The organism is Streptomyces fractus (genome assembly GCF_049844455.1).
GTDB classification, from domain to species: domain Bacteria; phylum Actinomycetota; class Actinomycetes; order Streptomycetales; family Streptomycetaceae; genus Streptomyces; species Streptomyces fractus.
This window is the reverse complement of record NZ_JBMYHI010000002.1, coordinates 2374455-2392348: the sequence shown is the minus strand read 5'-3', so window position 1 is coordinate 2392348 and position 17894 is coordinate 2374455. Positions and strand designations below refer to the sequence as shown.

At 69.8% G+C, this 17894-nt stretch carries 16 protein-coding genes; 12 read left to right on the top strand and 4 right to left on the bottom strand.

Annotation, left to right across the window (positions count from 1 at the left end):
* Window positions 1–244 precede the first annotated feature (244 nt).
* Entirely contained in the window at window positions 245–2023 is a 1779-nt protein-coding gene (gene gcl / locus ACP4E5_RS12735) for a glyoxylate carboligase (protein ID WP_425841253.1), read from the top strand.
* A gap of 242 nt (window positions 2024–2265) precedes the next feature.
* Here the strand turns inward: gcl and ACP4E5_RS12730 are convergent, their stop codons facing one another.
* Entirely contained in the window at window positions 2266–2766 is a 501-nt protein-coding gene (locus tag ACP4E5_RS12730) for an Lrp/AsnC family transcriptional regulator (protein ID WP_425828077.1), read from the bottom strand.
* 93 nt (window positions 2767–2859) lie between these two features.
* On the opposite strand from ACP4E5_RS12730, the gene ACP4E5_RS12725 reads away from it, so the two are divergent.
* Window positions 2860–3333, top strand: a complete 474-nt coding sequence (locus tag ACP4E5_RS12725) for a rhodanese-like domain-containing protein (protein ID WP_425828075.1) — start codon at window positions 2860–2862, stop codon at window positions 3331–3333.
* A 425-nt stretch (window positions 3334–3758) separates the two neighbouring features.
* Here the strand turns inward: ACP4E5_RS12725 and ACP4E5_RS12720 are convergent, their stop codons facing one another.
* The 3 genes from ACP4E5_RS12720 to ACP4E5_RS12710 all read right to left on the bottom strand — a co-directional run bounded on the left by ACP4E5_RS12720 (window position 3759) and on the right by ACP4E5_RS12710 (window position 7239).
* Complete coding sequence (locus ACP4E5_RS12720) at window positions 3759–5222, bottom strand: catalase (RefSeq protein WP_425828073.1); 1464 nt, start codon at window positions 5220–5222, stop codon at window positions 3759–3761.
* Between the two features lie 221 nt (window positions 5223–5443).
* A complete protein-coding gene (locus ACP4E5_RS12715; protein ID WP_425828071.1) occupies window positions 5444–6340 on the bottom strand; it encodes a 2-hydroxy-3-oxopropionate reductase in 897 nt (298 codons plus the stop codon).
* A 62-nt stretch (window positions 6341–6402) separates the two neighbouring features.
* Complete coding sequence (locus ACP4E5_RS12710) at window positions 6403–7239, bottom strand: TIM barrel protein (protein WP_425828069.1); 837 nt, start codon at window positions 7237–7239, stop codon at window positions 6403–6405.
* Between the two features lie 257 nt (window positions 7240–7496).
* Between ACP4E5_RS12710 and ACP4E5_RS12705 the strand changes: the two genes are divergently transcribed.
* The 10 genes from ACP4E5_RS12705 to ACP4E5_RS12660 all read left to right on the top strand — a co-directional run bounded on the left by ACP4E5_RS12705 (window position 7497) and on the right by ACP4E5_RS12660 (window position 17811).
* Window positions 7497–8279 carry a hypothetical protein gene (locus tag ACP4E5_RS12705; protein WP_425828067.1) on the top strand — a complete coding sequence of 261 codons (783 nt, stop codon included), beginning with the start codon at window positions 7497–7499 and terminating at the stop codon, window positions 8277–8279.
* A complete protein-coding gene (locus ACP4E5_RS12700; protein ID WP_425828065.1) occupies window positions 8276–10525 on the top strand; it encodes a hypothetical protein in 2250 nt (749 codons plus the stop codon). Before ACP4E5_RS12705 ends, ACP4E5_RS12700 begins: the two co-directional genes overlap by 4 nt.
* Window positions 10522–12147, top strand: coding sequence for an ABC transporter substrate-binding protein (locus tag ACP4E5_RS12695; RefSeq protein ID WP_425828063.1), 1626 nt, complete (start codon window positions 10522–10524; stop codon window positions 12145–12147). The genes ACP4E5_RS12700 and ACP4E5_RS12695 overlap by 4 nt, the downstream gene beginning before the upstream one ends.
* A gap of 60 nt (window positions 12148–12207) precedes the next feature.
* Entirely contained in the window at window positions 12208–12474 is a 267-nt protein-coding gene (locus ACP4E5_RS12690; protein WP_425828061.1) for a hypothetical protein, read from the top strand.
* A gap of 50 nt (window positions 12475–12524) precedes the next feature.
* Window positions 12525–12836 (top strand): helix-turn-helix domain-containing protein, encoded by a 312-nt coding sequence (locus tag ACP4E5_RS12685; protein ID WP_425841251.1) that lies wholly within the window; start codon window positions 12525–12527, stop codon window positions 12834–12836.
* Between the two features lie 162 nt (window positions 12837–12998).
* Window positions 12999–13514, top strand: coding sequence for a 2-oxo-4-hydroxy-4-carboxy-5-ureidoimidazoline decarboxylase (gene uraD / locus ACP4E5_RS12680; protein ID WP_425828059.1), 516 nt, complete (start codon window positions 12999–13001; stop codon window positions 13512–13514).
* A 20-nt stretch (window positions 13515–13534) separates the two neighbouring features.
* The gene (gene uraH / locus ACP4E5_RS12675; protein ID WP_425828057.1) at window positions 13535–13945 is read left to right on the top strand and encodes a hydroxyisourate hydrolase; all 411 of its coding nucleotides are present in this window, start codon (window positions 13535–13537) and stop codon (window positions 13943–13945) included.
* A gap of 5 nt (window positions 13946–13950) precedes the next feature.
* Window positions 13951–14886 (top strand): factor-independent urate hydroxylase, encoded by a 936-nt coding sequence (pucL, locus tag ACP4E5_RS12670; protein WP_425828055.1) that lies wholly within the window; start codon window positions 13951–13953, stop codon window positions 14884–14886.
* A gap of 86 nt (window positions 14887–14972) precedes the next feature.
* Window positions 14973–16379 carry a nucleobase:cation symporter-2 family protein gene (locus tag ACP4E5_RS12665; RefSeq protein WP_425828053.1) on the top strand — a complete coding sequence of 469 codons (1407 nt, stop codon included), beginning with the start codon at window positions 14973–14975 and terminating at the stop codon, window positions 16377–16379.
* 46 nt (window positions 16380–16425) lie between these two features.
* Entirely contained in the window at window positions 16426–17811 is a 1386-nt protein-coding gene (locus ACP4E5_RS12660; RefSeq protein WP_425828051.1) for an 8-oxoguanine deaminase, read from the top strand.
* The last annotated feature ends 83 nt before the right edge of the window (window positions 17812–17894 follow it).

Sequence of the window (17894 nt, the reverse complement as noted above, 5' to 3'; positions counted from 1 at the left end):
ATCCACCTTGACGGCCTCCAAAGCGCCCCTCTACATTGCTTCCATATAGCAGAACCTAGTTTCCACATTGTGAAAGTTACTCGGAAGGGTCGCTTGAGCGAGCGGGGGAACTGGGGGACGGAATTCAGAGCTCGCCGCGGGGCGCGACGGGAGCGCGAATCCGACAGCCACAGCCGTAGCCGTAGTCGTACAGCTGGACAGCCGTACGCAGTCACAGCAGGAGTCGGGAGCACTCATGGCTCGAATGACCGCCGCCCGCGCGGCCGTTGAGATCCTCAAGCGCGAGGGTGTTACGAACGCGTTCGGCGTGCCCGGTGCCGCCATCAACCCCTTCTACAAGGACCTCAAGGAGAGCGGTGGCATCGACCACACGCTCGCCCGCCACGTCGAGGGCGCCTCGCACATGGCCGAGGGCTTCACCCGGGCCAACCCGGGCAACATCGGTGTCTGCATCGGCACTTCGGGTCCCGCGGGGACCGACATGATCACCGGCCTGTACTCCGCCACGGGCGACTCGATCCCGATCCTGTGCATCACGGGTCAGGCGCCGAGTCACCTGCTGCACAAGGAGGACTTCCAGGCCGTCGACATCGCCTCGATCGCCAAGCCGGTCGCGAAGATGGCGGTGACGGTCCTGGAGGCCGCGCAGGTCCCCGGCATCTTCCAGCAGGCCTTCCACCTGATGCGCTCGGGCCGCCCGGGCCCGGTCCTCATCGACCTGCCGATCGACGTGCAGCAGACGGAGATCGAGTTCGACGTCGAGACGTACGAGCCGCTGCCGGTCTACAAGCCGGCCGCGAGCCGCGCCCAGATCGAGAAGGCGATCAAACTCCTCGTCGAGTCCGAGCGTCCGCTGATCATCGCGGGCGGCGGCATCATCAACGCCGACGCGAGCGACCTGCTCGTCGAGTTCGCCGAGGTCACCAACACGCCTGTCATTCCTACGCTGATGGGCTGGGGCACGATCCCCGACGACCACGAGCTGAACGCGGGCATGGTGGGCCAGCAGACCGGTCACCGGTACGGCAACGCCACGTTCCTGGAGTCGGACTTCGTCCTCGGCATCGGCAACCGGTGGGCCAACCGGCACACCGGGTACAAGCTCGACGTCTACCAGGGCGAGCGCAAGTTCGTGCACGTCGACATCGAGCCGACGCAGATCGGCAAGATCTTCGCCCCGGACTACGGGATCACGTCCGACGCCAAGGCGGCCCTGGAGCTCTTCGTCGAGGTGGCGAAGGAGCTGAAGGCCGCGGGCGAGCTGCCGGACCGCTCCGCGTGGGTCGCCTCCCACCTGGAGCGCAAGTCCACGCTCCAGCGCCGTACGCACTTCGACGACATCCCCATGAAGCCGCAGCGCGTCTACGAGGAGATGAACAAGGCGTTCGGCAAGGACACGCGGTACGTGACGACCATCGGTCTGTCGCAGATCGCGGGCGCCCAGATGCTGCACGTCTACAAGCCGCGCCACTGGATCAACTGCGGCCAGGCGGGCCCGCTCGGCTGGACGATCCCGGCCGCGCTCGGCGCCGCCAAGGCGGACCCGGACACGCAGGTCGTCGCCCTGTCCGGCGACTACGACTTCCAGTTCATGATCGAGGAACTGGCGGTCGGCGCGCAGCACCGCATCCCGTACGTCCATGTCCTCGTGAACAACGCCTACTTGGGCCTGATCCGCCAGGCGCAGATCGGCCTGGACATGAACTTCCAGGTCAACCTGGAGTTCGAGAACCAGAACAGCCCCGAGCTCGGCGTCTACGGCGTCGACCACGTCAAGGTCGCCGAGGGCCTGGGCTGCAAGGCGATCCGGGTGACGGACCCGAACGAGCTGGGCGAGGCCCTGGAGCGCGCCAAGAAGCTCGCCCAGGACCACCGGGTCCCGGTCGTCGTGGAGGCGATCCTGGAACGCATCACGAACATCTCCATGAGCCCGACCGCGGACATCAGCGCGGTGAAGGAGTTCGAGGAGATCGCGACGGAGCCGGGCCACGCCCCGACGGCCATCCGCCCCCTGAAGGTCTGACCCACACGCCCCAAAGGGCGGGCCCCCGGTTCGTGTGAACCGGGGGCCCGCCCTTTGGTTGTCCAGGTGGGTGGTCGCGCGGCACGGGGGCTTCTGCCGGGGCCGCCGCCCCACGCCTTGTGCGCGCGGCACCACCCCTCGAAGGACTCCGCCGTCGCCCGCCTATCTCCCACCACCCGCACTGACCGTTGCGCGACCTCGGGGCTCTGCCGGGGCGGCGCCCCACGTGCCCGATGCGGCGCTCACGGCGTGGCCGCGGGGCGGTCGCCAGGGCCGCACGGTGACGCCTGCGACGCCGCCGACGTGATCGAGCGGCCCGGAAGTGGGCTGGAGTAGACGATGCTTGTTGTGACCGGGCCCAGTGTCGAGATGCGGCCCGTCGTGTGTTCCAGGGCGCGCATCGAGCGGGCCACGACCTTGAGGACGAAGCAGTCCTCGCCCGTGACGTGGTGGGCCTCCACGATCTCGGGGGTGGTGTCGAGCAGGTCGTGGAACGGCTTGTAGTTGCCCGTGGGGTAGCGCAGCCGGACGAAGGCGAGGATGTCGAGACCCAGGGCCTCGGGGCTCACGACGGCGGAGTAGCCGGTGACGACCCCGCTCTCCTCCAGTCGGCGCACCCGCTCCGTGACGGCGCTCGGTGACATGGAGACGGTGCGGGCCAACTCCGCGTAGCTGGCCCGCCCGTTGCGCTGCAGGGCTTCCAGGAGGCATATGTCGGTGGCATCAAGGGAATCAGCGGCCATGGGGGATGGATACCACGGAGTCCATGGTGAGAGGGGAGGAGGGCCGGGGATCGTGGGTTCTGGGGAGGGGGCGCGGGCCATAGCGTTCAGGGCATGAACACGACGCAGATCAGCGCCGCCCTCCGGGTACCGCCGGCGGCCCCCGCTGAGACCGCCGCCTTCTTCAGCGCACGGCTCGCCTTCCAGGCGGACGTGTCAGACGTCCATGCCTCGCTGGAGTCCGGCGCCCCGGGCTTCGTGCTCGTCGACTCACGGGGAGACGCCGCGTGGGCGCAGGCGCACGTGCCGGGAGCGCTGCACCTGCCCACCGCCGAGATCCCGGCGCGGGCGGCGAGCGTGCTGGATCCGGCGGTACCGGTCGTCACGTACTGCTGGGGCCCCGGCTGCGACGGCGCGACCCGTGCGGCGCTCGCCCTCGCCCAGCTCGGCTTCCGCGTCAAGGAGATGATCGGCGGCATCGAGTACTGGATCCGCGAAGGGCTCCCCGTCGAGGCGTCGAACGGCGTCGAGCAGCGGGCGGCCGACCCGTTGACGGCCCCGATCGGGTCCGTCCACTGCGCCTGCTAGCGGCCCACCGGCACATCGAAGAGCCCCGGACACGGACCGTCGTATCCGGGGCTCTGGCATCGGTGAGAGGAGAGTTGTTGCCGTCCGACGGCGCGCGACTGGCGAAACATGCATGCGCGCCACCGGACGGAGATCGGGGAAACCGAAACCCCAACGGGCAGGACCCGTCAGGGAATTGGCTGGGACCGCGGCGGCTGTCGTACGACGGTTCGTCCGTTCCCCTCCCTCAGGTCGAAAGGGGAGCGGAGGAACCATTACCACCGCACTGGCTCGTACGCTGCACAAGCCGCCGCGGTCCTCGTCCTCCCGTAGTCGTTCCCGTGACCACCCCTCATCCGGGTCACGCGAACGCCACGGGCCATTGCGTACGGGGGAAGACCTCCCGCCGACCCTCGTACGCAGTCTGGGGGCCCAGCCCGAAGAGGTCAGTCCTCGCGCAGGGCGCGGACCGCCTCCTCCACGCGCTTGCCGTAGTCGGCGTCGGCGGCGTGGAAGTGGGCCAGGTTCTTCTCGACGATGTCGTCTCGCGAGACCTGGGAGAGGCCGCCCGCGATGTTCGCGACCAGGCGTCCCTTCTCGTCCTCGGACATCAGGCGGTACAGCTCGCCCGCCTGGAAGAAGTCGTCGTCCTTCGTGTGGGCCGGCGCCTCGTGCGTCCCCGTGTAGCCGGAGACCTGGAGCGGCGCGGCGAGCGCGCGGCCGGTCTCGGTGGGGCCGTCGAAGGAGTTCGGCTCGTAGTTCTTGCGGCTGCGGGCGTACGCGTTGGCCGCCATGACGCCGTCGCGGCCGTAGTTGTCCGCGCCGCCGGCGACGGCCTTCGGGGCGTTCACCGCGAGCTGGGTGTGGTTGACGCCCAGGCGGTAGCGGTGCGCGTCCGCGTAGGCGAACAGGCGGCCCTGGAGCATCTTGTCGGGGGAGGGGCCGATGCCCGGAACGAAGTTGTTCGGGGAGAACGCGGCCTGCTCGACCTCGGCGAAGACGTTGTCGGGGTTGCGGTCCAGGACCAGGCGACCGACGCGCTGGAGCGGGTAGTCCTTGTGCGGCCACACCTTGGTGAGGTCGAACGGGTTGAAGCGGTAGTCCTCGGCGTCGGCGGCCGGCATCAGCTGGACGTAGACGGTCCAGGACGGGTTCACGCCGCGCTCGATGGCCTGGAGCAGGTCCGTCTGGTGGGAGTTGGGGTCCTTGCCCGCGATCTCCGCGGCCTGCTCCGAGGACAGCGAACGGATGCCCTGGTTCGTCTTGAAGTGGTACTTCACGAAGAAGGCTTCGCCCTGCTCGTTCGTCCACTGGTAGGTGTGCGAACCGTAGCCGTTCATGTGGCGGTAGGACGCCGGGATGCCGCGGTCGCCCATCAGCCAGGTCACCTGGTGCGTGGCCTCGGGGGCGTGCGCCCAGAAGTCCCAGACGTTCTCCGGCTCCTGCTTGCCCGTGAACGGGTCGCGCTTCTGGGAGTGGATGAAGTCGGGGAACTTCAGCGGGTCCTTGATGAAGAAGACCGGGGTGTTGTTGCCGACGAGGTCGTAATTGCCCTCTTCGGTGTAGAACTTCAGCGCGAAGCCACGCGGGTCGCGGACGGCGTCCGCGCCACCGAGGTTGTCGGCGACGGTCGAGAAGCGCAGGAACACCTCGGTGCGCTTGCCGACGGTGTTCAGGAAGTCGGCGTACGTGTAGTCGGTGACGTCGTCCGTCACCTCGAAGTAGCCGTACGCGCCGGAACCACGCGCGTGCACCACGCGCTCCGGGATGCGCTCGCGGTTGAAGCGGGCGAGCTTCTCCAGGAGGTGCTGGTCCTGGAGCAGGATCGGGCCGCCGACGCCTGCGGTGGCGGAGTTCTGGTTGTCGGCGACAGGGGCGCCGGACTCGGTGGTGAGCACACGCTTCGGCATTTGTACGAGGCGACCTTCCGTGCAGTGGCTGCTGACGATGAGAGCGGATACGGGGGCGATGGTGTGGAGCGTAAGGACCCCTGAACAGCTACGTCAACAGTTTGTTGAAGTTATGGGTACGCGAATTGGATACGCGAAGAAGGGTTCCGGGCCGCGACGGCGCCTGGGCGCGACAGGACAGGTGTCAGCGCCGCCACGGCCCGGAAGTCTGGGGGTCGCTCTTACGCGACCTGGTCGCCCGACAGGCGCTCGACCGCGCGCAGCAGCGCGGAGTGGTCGAGGCCGCCGTCGCCCTGGGCGCGCAGCGACGCGACCAGCTGGGCGACCGTGGCGCCGACGGGCAGCGCGGCACCGACATTGCGGGCGGCGTCGGTGACGATGCCCATGTCCTTGTGGTGCAGGTCGATGCGGAAGCCCGGCTTGAAGTCGCGGTTCAGGAAGTTGTCCTTCTTGCGCGTCAGCACGGTGGAGCCGGCGAGGCCGCCGTTCAGGACGTCCAGGGCCGCCTTCAGGTCGACGCCCGACTTCTCCAGGAAGACCACGGCCTCGGCGCACGCCTGGATGTTCACGGCGACGATCAGCTGGTTGGCGGCCTTCACGGTCTGGCCCGAGCCGTGCGGACCGCACAGCACGATGGTCTTGCCGAGCGCGTCGAGCAGCGGCTTGGCCTCGTCGAACTCGGCCTGCTCACCGCCGACCATGATGGACAGGACGGCCTCGATCGCGCCGGCCTCGCCACCGGAGACGGGGGCGTCCAGGACGCGAATTCCCTTGTCCTTGGCGGCCTTGGCGAGGTCCACGGACGTCTGCGGGGTGATCGACGACATGTCGATGAGCAGCGCGCCGGACTTCGCGTTCTCCAGGATGCCGTCGGGGCCGTACGCGATGGCCTCGACCTGCGGGGATGCGGGAACCATCGTCACGACGACGTCGGCGTCGCGCACGGCCTCGGCGATCGACTTCGCGGCGGTACCGCCGGCGGCCGTGAGGCGGTCCAGCTTGTCTTGCTCCAGGGTGAAGCCCGTGACGTCGTAACCCGCCTTGATCAGGTTCTCCGACATGGGGGAGCCCATGATGCCGAGCCCGATCCAGGCGACCTTGGGGAGATTGTTGCTCATGAGGGTGACTCCAAAGGCTCAGAAAGGCTTGATACGTCGATGAGTTGGCGTCGACCGAAGGGTCAGGCCGCGCGGTGCTCGCGCGGCAGCCAGTCGAAGGCCTCGGCGCTCGGGGCGTCGCCCGGCTTGTACTCCAGGCCCACGTAGCCCTCGTAGCCGGCCTTCTTCAGCTGGTCGAGCAGCTCTTCCAGCGGCAGCGAGCCGGTGCCGGGGGCGCCGCGGCCCGGGTTGTCGGCGATCTGCACGTGCGCCGTCTTGTCGGCGTAGGCGTTGATGACCGCCGGCAGGTCCTCGCCGTTCATGGACAGGTGGTACAGGTCCATCAGGAACTTGGCGTTGCCGAGGCCGGTCGCCGCGTTCACCTTGTCCACGATCTCGATCGCCTTCGGGGCGCTCACGATCGGGCACTTCGGCGACTCGGGTGCGTTGAGCGCCTCGATCAGCAGCACGGCGCCGACGCGGTCGGCCGCGCGGGCCGCCAACACCAGGTTCTCCAGGGCGAGTTCGTCCTGCTCCTGCTCGGACGCGCCGTCGACGCGGTTGCCGTACAGCGCGTTGAGCGCCGTGCAGCCGAGGGAGTGCGCGAAGTCGGCCGCGACGTCGATGTTCGCGCGGAACTTCTCGCTCTCCTCGCCCGGGATCGACAGGGCGCCCCGGTCCGGCCCCGGCAGCCGGCCCGCGTAGAAGTTCAGGCCGGTGAGCCGGACGCCCGCGTCGTTGATCGCGGCGCGCAGGGCGTCGAGCTCGGACTGTTCGGGGGTGGGGGCGTCGACCCAGGGCCACCAGAGCTCGACCGCGGTGAAGCCCGCCGCGGCGGCGGCCGCGGGGCGCTCCAGGAGCGGGAGCTCCGTGAAGAGGATCGACAGGTTGACGTTGAAGCGCTGGTCTGTGAAGCCCATCAGGGTCGGCGCTCCCTTCTGGTTCGTGTTCCGCATCAACTGGTGATTCCGTATTGCGGAAGTTCGTTTCTACTTGATGGAAGATTGCCTGCAAGGGCTCCTGGCTGTCAAGAGGGGTCGTCGAAATTCGCCGTGCCCGCGACTCCGTCCGGGCATCGAGAAACCGGCTCGTGACACGTGTTCGTCCGCGAAGTTCGGGGAAGGTGAACGCCCGTTGCCGGTCGCGGGAGTTGGGGGAGATGGGCGGATCCCGGTCAGTGCCGACGAACGGCCTTTCGCCGGTCTACGACGAGACGGGGGCCGCGTCCGCGCGGTTCTTGCGCTGGCTCGTCGAGCAGACCGGAGCGGGTGGGGCGAGCCGCGTGGCCAGCGCCGATTTCGCGCCGTACGAGCGGTGCAGCGTGGACCTGGTCGCCGACGTCGTGGAGCGCCTCGGCGCGCTCGGCTGGCTCACCGAGCACAACGACTCGGGCGCCGACCCGCCCCTCGTCAGCCCCACCGCCGCGGGGCTCGCCGAGGTCGCCGTCTGGGACGAGGCGTACGCCGACCGGGAGGCCAGGCGCCGCTACGCGAAGGCGGCCCTGTTCGCGTACTGGGACCGGGCCGGACAGCACCGCAGCGGCGACGAGTCACACCCCGACAACTTCCTGTGGGCCAGCGAGGCCTTCTACTGCGGTCGCCAACTCCCGGTCGAGGACCTGGAGTACGCCAGGGACCACCTGGAACTGCCCGCGCCCGTCCACGTCGGCCCGGCGGACCGAGGCGAGGGCATGGTGATCTCCTACGAGCAGCTGGCCCAGCTCGTCCAGGCATCCCTGCCCGACCCGCCAGAGAACGACGGTGAGCTGCGGCAGGTGCGCGCGCTCGCCGACGAGCTGACCGACACCATCGACCGCGGCGACCGGCCCGACGAGGGCCTGGTGCGGCGCTTCATGGAGCGCATCCCGGGCGTGCTGCAGAGCGAGAGCGCCTCGGTCGGCAAGGAGGTGCTGGTCGGCTTCCTCGCCGACTTCGTCCGGCAGACGCTGAGGCTGCCATGACGGACCACGGGGGCCCCACAACCGAATCCGACGACCAGATACCCGAGGTGTACGCGCGCCAGCCGCTCCTGAGCCAGCTGGTGCCGCGTCTCATCGGCCTGGAACGCGAGCGCCACCGGCGCAGCCGCCGCCGGGAGTTCGCCGACGACCTGCCCGTCGTGCTGCTCAGCGGGCGGCACGGCACCGGCAAGAGCGCCATGCTGAACGACCTCCAGCGGGCCTACGCCCCCGACACGGGGCCCTGGCCGGGGCCGCGCGTCCCCTTCGCCCGGATCAACTGCACGGACGTGGAGGAGCAGGCCAGGGTCGGCCCCGAGATCGCCAACAACTCGTACGCGGTCGAGATGCTCGTCGAGCTGATCCGCCAACTCTCGCTCCCCGTCGCCGGGTTCGGACGCCTCCGCTTCCCGAGGACGACCGCGGGACTGCTCGCCGTGATCTCGGCCCGGCGCCCCGGCATCGACGACGAACTCGACGTCGCCGACCGGCACGCCGCCGCCCTGATGGGCCCCTGGCCGGCCGGCGAACCCGCGCCCACCTGGGACGCGCTGTTCCGCCCCGCGCTGGCCGTGCCCCCGGACGGCGGCTCGCCCGACCCGGCCGAATTCCCCGAGGCGGCCGTGCGCGCCTACCTCGGCAGGCAGTACCGCCACCGCGCGCGCAGGCTGGGCCCCCGCGGCCTGGTCGGCTGGTACGAGAACCACCGCAGCGAGAGCGACAACCGGCTGCGCGGGATGCCGCCCGACGCGGCCGCCGAGCCGCCCCGCGTGCCGGCCGCGCAGCGCGCGCGGGCCGTGGCCCGGCTCTGCCAGGAGTTCCACCAGGGGCGCGGCTTTCGGCGCGGCGTCGAACGCATGCTGATGGCCGCGTTCCTCAGGGATGCGCGCTACGGGAGGCTGCGGCGCGGGAACCGGGCCCCGAGGCCGCTGATCCTGCTCGACAACGTGCACACCGACCCCGGCCGCGACTTCCTCGAACTCCTCCTGGAACAGCGGGCGTTGCAGGAACGGGGCGCCCGCGACCCGCTGGTCGTCCTCGCGACGGAGCTGCGCGGCGACGCCGACGATGACGAGACGCCCGAGGAGGAGCAGCAGACCGCCCCGTACCAGCGGGCCACGCGCCAGCCGCTGCACGAGGTCGGCGCGCGCACTCGCTGGAGCCGCGACAGCGCGGACCCGTCCGAAGGCGTGCTGCTCCTGCCGCTGCCCCGGCTCGACACGGAACACCTGGAACGCATGCTCCGCAGCGACGAGCGGGTCACCTTCGACCCGTACATCGCGACGGCGCTGCACGATCTGACCCGCGGCCACCCCATGGGGGCCCGCAGAATGTGCGACGCCGTCGTGCACAAGGCGCGCGGCGGGGACTGGGTGGCGGCCGAGGAACTGCTCGACCTGGACCACCCCGGCGGTGCAGGCGAGTCGGTCATCTGGCGGCTGCTCGACACCCTCGTCGGCAGCGAGAACCACGACGAGCTGTGCCTGCTGTCGCTGGCCTGGGACCGGGAGGCCGCCGAACAGCTCGCCGAGCGGTGGGTGCCGCGCCGGATCGACGACCTGGCCGCGGCCGACGGCGTCGCCGCCCAGCTGGAGCGGGAACGCTGGTCGCGCGGGCCGGGCAGCCGTCCGTTCATCACGGACCGCTTCCTGCGCGCGCTGCTCGTGCACCAGATGCGCAGCGGTCGCGGCGCGGGCGGCGTGGGCTGGGGCGACGCGCACGGGCTGCTCGCGCAGCACCACCGCCGCCGGGCCGAGGGCCGCGCGGGTCGGGCCGGGCGCGACGAGTGGGCCCGCTTCCTGTGGCACCGGCTGGCCGGGGGAGAGACCCAGGAGGTCGTCGGCCGGCTGCACGCGGAGTTCGTACGGCCCGACGGTGACGCCCTGGAGTGGCTGCGCACGCTGCGCACCGTGGCCCACGCGCCGCGCCCGCCCGGCGACCTCTGGTTCGAGCAGTGCCAGGAGGTCGGCAAGGGCCGCAGGGACCGGTTGCAGGTGCGGGCGGACCCGGAGGCGAGCCTGGAGAAGCAGGCGGTCTCCCGGCTGCTGCACGCGCTGTGGTACTCCGCCGACGAGCTCGCCGAGGCGGACCGGCTGCTGGCCTCGCGGATCGGGCAGGACCTGTCGTTCCTGTCCGCCCAGCACCTGACCGGGCGCGCGGTCCTCGCCCAGGCGGCGGTCCGCTGGCCGCGGGCGGTGCGGGACGGCGAGGACTGGCCGCTGGAGCGCAGCTGGGGAGGGGTGGCATGAGGGGCCGCCGGACGGACCGCAGGAACTGGCGCTGGCTGCCGCGGCGGCTCCGGTTCCGGGTCCTCGGCCTGATCGACGTGATCGCGCTGTGGGTGCTCGTCGGGGCGCTGGTCGGGGGCGGGGCGTGGTGGGGCGTCGACACGTATCTGGACCACCGGAACTACTGCTCCGACAGCCACGAGCTGCGGCGGACGGGGGCTGCCCGCGAGTGCATAGGGGTGACGGAGGGGCCGGACGCCTTCGGGCAGGAGCTGGATCCGGACGTGAAGGGCGTCATGGGGCGCATCGCGCGCGAGAACGAGGCGGCGAGGAACTCCGGCAAGGAGCAGGTGAGCGTCGCCGTTGTCATGCCGTACACCCAGGAGACGGCGGGCGCGGCCATGTCGCGGGAGCTGATCCTGCACTCGCTGGAGGGCGCCTACCTCGCGCAGCGCGAGTTCAACAAGGGCTCGAACACCAAGGACCGCGCGATCCGGCTCGTGTTCGCCAACGTGGGGGAGTACCTGCGGTATTGGGCGCCCGTGACCCGTGAACTGGCCGACCGGCTCAAGGACAAGGACGCTCCTCTCGTCGCCGCCATCGGCTTCCCCAACAGCGACAGCAGGACGCTGGACGCCGTGCGGAGCCTCGCGAAGCACCGGATCCCCTCCGTCAGCGCCGCGCTGAGCGCCAACGGCATGGAGAACCAGTACCTGTTCAAGGTCTCGCCCTCCAACAGGCAGTTCGCCGAAGCCCTGAAGGGCTATGTGGACGCGAACGGGATGAACCGCGCGAAGGCCTTCATGATCGCCGACAGCCGGAAGGACGACGACTACGTCACCAATCTGCGACAGGTCTTCTACGAGGAGTTCGGTGCGGACTACGGCATCAGCCACGACCCGGTGGACGGGCGGATCGGCAGGTACCAGGGGAAGAAGGGGCCGCAGCGGGGCAAGACCGGAGTCTTCGGTCAGGCGGTCGACGCCATGTGCTCTGCCGGTACGCGGACGGTGTTCCTCGCGGGCCGCGACGCCGACCTGGAACCGTTCCTGCAGTCCATCCGCACGACCCCTTCCTGTGGCCGCGCGTACCCGAAGGACGATCCGCTGCGCATTCTGCGGGTCAGCACGGGGCGCGACCCGCACACCGAGTCCCCGGTCATCCGGAGCATCGCCGACAGCATGCACATCCAGATCGTGACCGCGGTCGCGGTGGACGCGCCCCGCTGGAGCCACGGCGGCGCGCAGGCGCCCGGGCGCTTCCGGGATTTCGCGACGGCGTACAAGGACGCTTTCGCGCACGAGCGCGGGGACGCGCTCAACGACGGCTACGCGGCGATGTACCACGACGCGCTCGCCGCGGTGAACAGGGCCGTGTACGAGGCGTACAAGGACGGCGGCGTGCCCGTGACCCACGATGACGTCAACCGCCAGCTGGGCCAGGGTTCGCCTTCCGAAAAGTGCGCGCAGTGCGTACCGGCCGCCACCGGCGACTTCACGTTCGCCGACGAGCTGGAGGGGCCGAAAGGACACTGGCCCGTGTGCAAGCCCATACCCATCGTGACCTTCCCGAAGGAGAACCGGAGCAAATCGCCGCTCTACAGGACGTACGAGAGCGGGCGCAGCAAGTGCCCCGCACCTTGATCCCACTCGGATCCCCGCGGTGGCTCCCGGTGACCGCCCCCTGCACGTTAGGTTGAACGCGTGCGATTGAGAGTGGAGTTCACGACGGAGCCCTTCGACCTGGAGGAGGCGCCCGAGCACGCCCTCGCGGCACGCCGGGTCATCGAGGCGGCCGATCTCGACGAGGTCGACGTGGGGCCGTTCGGCAACACGGCGGAGGGCGGCGCGGACGAGGTGCTGACCGCGGTCGACGCCCTGCTGCGCAGCAGCCTCGAGAGCGGGGCGACGCGAATCTCGTTGCAGGTCAACGTGGTGGGGGACCCCAAGGGGAAGGGTGACGACGCGTGAACGACACCGGGGACGCCTTCATCACGGCGGTGAAGCCACTGGTCGACGCCATGGGCGGGGAGATGGTGCCGCCGGACGGCGCGGGCCCCGACGACGTCGTGCTCGCGTGGCAGGGCGCCGATGTCGTGGCCGTGCGCCTGCCCCAGTTGGCGGACTCGCTCGACCACATCCTGGCCGCCATGGAGCGCACCAAGGGGATGCCGCTGTCCGCGCTCGACCGCAGGCAGAAGCAGGAGGTCGTACGGCTCCTGGAGGCCCGCGGAGCGTTCTCCGTGCGGCACGGTGTGGAGACCGTGGCCGGCGCCCTCGGCGTTTCCCGCTTCACCGTCTACAACTATCTCAACCGGGACAAGACCCCCTGACCTGGGACTATACCGAGCTTGCCGTGCGCCTCCACGCCGCCGTCCGATATCCGGACGGCGGTTTTTTGTAACTCCGAGTTTTCAACAAAGTGTTGACGTGGTGTTTCCGGGGGCGTTAGCTATCTGCAGCCCGTCCAGCACAAGGCCACGGAAGGCTTAGCCGTGACTTCAGGTAGCGCAGCCACTTACCGGGGGCTGACCCGGTTCAACGCCTCGGACGAGAGCGCGGCCCAGGCCGAGCTCCACGAGGTGTGTGCTTCATCGGCGTGGGGGAGCAAGCTTCTCGCCCAGCGCCCCTTCGCTTCCGCGGAGTCCCTCTTCACCGCCAGTGACGCCGCGATGGCGGAGCTGACCGCCGACGACCTCGCCGAGGCGATGGCGGGGCACCCGCCGATCGGCCGCCCGAAGCCCGGCGACCCGACGTCGTCGCGCGAGCAGCGCGGCATGGTGGGCGCCTCCGAGGAGCTCAAGGAGGAGATGCTCGAACTCAACCTGGCCTACCAGGAGAAGTTCGGCCATGTCTTCCTCATCTGCGCCACCGGCGCCACCGCGGAGCAGATGCTCGATGCGCTCAGGACGCGGATCGGCCACACCGCCGAGCAGGAGCGGGAGATCGTCCGCACCGAACTGGGCAAGATCAACCGCATCCGCCTCACCCGCATCGTAGAAGCCCCGTAAGAACAGGAAGCGAACGCCTGATGAGCACCGAGACCACGGCATCGGTGTCCACGCACATTCTGGACACCAGCATCGGACGCCCCGCCGAGGGCGTCGCCATCTCCCTTGCGGTACGCGCCGGTTCGGACGCCGAGTGGCAGGCGCTCGGCGGCAGCGCCACCGACGCGGACGGGCGTTGCAAGGACCTGCCGGCGCTGCCGGAGGGCACCACCCACGTACGCCTCGACTTCGAGACCGAGGCGTACTTCTCGAAGAAGTCCGCCAACCAGCAAGCCGATGCGCAGCAGGACGCCCCCGCGAATCGGGACAGCGACACGACCGGAGCGTTCTTCCCGGAGGTGGCGATCACGTTCGCCGTCACGCCGGGCGAGCACTACCACGTGCCGCTGCTGCTCAACCCGTTCGGCTACTCCGTTTACCGAGGGAGCTAGCAGACATGCCCACGATCCTGGGACACAACCAGTACGGCAAGGCCGAGAACCGAGTCGTAAAGATCACGCGGGACGGCGACACCCACCACATCAAGGACCTGAACGTCTCGGTCGCCCTCAGCGGTGACCTCGACGACGTGCACCTCACCGGGTCGAACGCCAACTGCCTGCCGACGGACACCACCAAGAACACCTGCTTCGCCTTCGCCAAGGAACACGGCATCGAGTCGGCGGAGCAGTACGGCATCGAGCTGGCCCGGCACTTCGTCGAGAGCCAGCCGTCGATCCACCGGGCGCGCATCCGCATCGAGGAGTACTCGTGGGAGCGCATCGCCGGCTCCGACGCGGGCTCCAAGTTCATCGGCGCCGACGAGGTCAAGCACTCCTTCGTCCGCAAGGGCCAGGAGACGCGCCTCGTACAGATCACGTACGACGGCCAGAAGTTCGAAGTCCTCAGCGGGCTCAAGGACTTGACCGTGATGAACACCACGAACTCCGAGTTCTGGGGCTACATCAAGGACAAGTACACGACGCTCCAGGAGGACTACGACCGCATCCTCGCGACGTCGCTGTCCACCTGGTGGCGGCACAACTGGACGGGCGAGGAGGGCGAGCGCACGCCCAACTGGAACAAGTCCTACGAGCAGTCGAAGAAGCACATCCTCCAGGCGTTCGTCGAGACGTACTCGCTGTCGCTGCAGCAGACCCTCTTCCAGATGGGTTCGCGCGTCATCAACAACCGCAGCGAGATCGACGAGATCCGCTTCTCCGCGCCGAACAAGCACCACTTCCGGCAGGACCTCTCGGCCTTCGGCCTGGAGAACGAGGCGAAGGACGGCGCCGTGTACTGGGCCGCCGACCGCCCCTACGGCCTGATCGAGGCCACCATCCTGAGGGACGGCGCGGACCAGCGCATCCCGGTCGACATGACCAACCTCTGACGCTTTGTGCGTAGTTGACGCGGCAGCGCGCCCCTTCCCACCCGCAGTAGGCGGGGGCGCGCAGCACCCGGAGGGAACATAAAGCAATGGCAGTGCCAGCAAAGGGGCCGGCTGAAGCCGAGGGCCCGTGTTCCACCCCATCGGAGAGCACCGCATCGCAGGTGCACCCGGTGGACGAGAAGCTCCACCCGTCGCGGCTCGCGCCCGCGGCACTCCAGCACATCGCCGCCATGTACGCCGGCGTCGTCACCCCGCCGCTCATCATCGGCCAGGCCGTCCACCTCGACGCCGCGGGCCAGACCCGGCTGATCGCCGCGTCGCTGCTCATCGCCGGTGTGGCCACGCTGCTCCAGACCCTCGGCGTCAAGGGCTTCGTCGGCAACCGGCTGCCCTTCGTCAACGCCGCGTCCTCCGCGGGCATCGCACCGATGCTCGCCATCGCCGAGACGAACGCCAAAGGCGACCAACTCCCCGCCATTTACGGGGCGGTCATGGTGGCCGGCGTCTTCTGTCTCGCCATCGGCCCGTTCTTCGGCCGGCTGCTGAGGTTCTTCCCGCCGCTCGTCACCGGCGTCGTCATCACCCTCATCGGGGTGACCCTGATGCCCGTACCCGTCGGCTGGGCCCAGGGCGGCGACAAGACCGCCGCCGACTACGGCGACATGCGCTACCTCGCCCTCGCCGCCTTCACGCTCGTCGTCATCCTGCTGATCCAGCGCTTCGGCAAGGGCTTCGTCAAGCAAGTCGCCCTGCTCTTCGGCATGTTGGTCGGCACGCTCGCCGCGATCCCGTTCGGCATGGCGGACTTCAGCTCGCTGAGGTCGGCGCCCGTGGCCGCGCTCCCGACGCCGTTCGCCTTCGGCGCCCCCGAGTTCCAGCCCGCCGCGATCATCTCGCTCTGCCTCGTCATGCTCGTCCTGATGACCGAGTCCAGCGCCGGCATGCTCGCCATCGGCGAGATCTGCGAGCGCGAGACCGACGGGAAGACCATCACGCGCGGCCTGCGCACCGACGGCATCGCCACGTTCCTCGGACCGATCTTCGGCGGCCTGCCGACCTCGGCGTTCGCCCAGAACGTCGGCGTCGTCTCGCTGACCAAGGTGCGCAGCCGCTACGTCGTCGCCGTCGCGGGCGGCACCCTCCTGATCCTCGGCATCTTCCCGATGCTCGGCGCGGTCGTCTCCCTGGTCCCCATGCCGGTCCTGGGCGGCGCGGGCATCGTGCTGTTCGGCTCGATCGCCGTCAGCGGCATCCGTACGCTCTCCGAGGCGGGCCTCGACGACAGCTCCAACATCATCCTGGTGGCCGTCTCGCTCGGCGCGGGCATCATCCCGCTCGCCGCACCGAGCTTCTACGCAGATTTCCCGGCCTGGGCGCAGACCGTGCTCGGCTCCGGAATCAGCGCGGGCGCGCTCGTCGCCGTCTCGCTGAACCTCTTCTTCCACCATCTCGGCACCCGTGGCGCACCTGCCGCGGCACTCAAATCTTCCTAGGGTCCTGCCGTGCCCACACGTCACACCGACTGAAGGAAGCAGCACCATGGCTCCTGCCACGGCAAACCGCATCGTCATCGAGAACGTCGCCATCGCGACGGTCGACGCGCACGACACCGAGTACGCCTCGGGCCACATCGTCGTGGCGGACAACAAGATCGAGTCCATCGGCGCGGGCCCCGCGCCCGAGGGACTCGGCAACGTCGTCCGCCGGATCGACGGCACCGGCCACCTGGCCACGCCCGGCCTCGTCAACACGCACCACCACTTCTACCAGTGGATCACCCGTGGCCTGGCGACGGACCACAATCTGTTCAACTGGCTGGTGGCGCTGTACCCGACGTGGGCGCGCATCGACGAGCAGATGACGTACGCGGCGGCGCAGGGCTCCCTCGCGATGATGGCCCGCGGCGGTGTCACCACCGCCATGGACCACCACTACGTGTTCCCGAAGGGCTCGGGGGACCTGTCCGGATCGATCATCCGGGCGGCCTCCGAGATGGGCGTGCGCTTCACCCTGGCGCGCGGCTCCATGGACCGCAGCGAGAAGGACGGCGGCCTGCCGCCGGACTTCGCCGTGGAGACGCTGGAGGGCGCGCTCGCGGCGACCGAGGAGACGGTGCGCAAGCACCACGACGACTCCTTCGACGCGATGACGCAGGTGGCGGTCGCGCCGTGCTCTCCCTTCTCCGTCTCTACGGAACTCCTGCGCGAGGGCGCCGAGTTGGCGCGCCGGCTCGGCGTGCGGCTGCACACCCACGGCAGCGAGACCGTGGAGGAGGAGAAGTTCTGCCACGAGCTGTTCGGCATGGGCCCGACCGACTACTTCGAGTCGACGGGCTGGCTCGGCGAGGACGTGTGGATGGCGCACAGCGTCCACATGAACGACTCCGACATCGCCGCCTTCGGCCGTACGAAGACGGGTGTCGCGCACTGCCCGTCCTCAAATGCCCGCCTTGCGGCGGGAATCGCCCGCGTCCCCGACATGCTCGCGGCCGGCGTGCCGGTCGGCCTCGGCGTCGACGGCACGGCCTCCAACGAGTCGGGCGAACTGCACACCGAGCTGCGCAACGCCCTCCTCATCAACCGCCTCGGCGCACACCGCGAGGCGGCCCTGAACGCGCGTCAGGCGCTGCGCCTCGGGACGTACGGAGGCGCACAGGTCCTGGGCCGGGCAAGCCAGATCGGCTCGCTCGAAACGGGCAAGCTGGCCGACCTGGTGCTGTGGAAGATGGACACCCTCGCCCACGCATCGATCGCCGACCCGGTCACCGCGCTCGTCTTCGGCGCGGCCGCACCGGTCACCCTCTCCCTCGTGAACGGCAAGCCGGTGGTCGAGAACAGCCGCCTGCTGCACGTGGACGAGGACGCCATCGCCCGCTCCACGCGGGAGGAGGCGCAGCGCCTCGCGCGGATTGCCGCCGAGAGCTGACCTTTTGAGACTCCGGTCGGGGGGGACGGCCCCTGGCCGGGGACTCGAGCTGCCGAGCGGGCTGCTCGAGTGCCGCCCCTGGG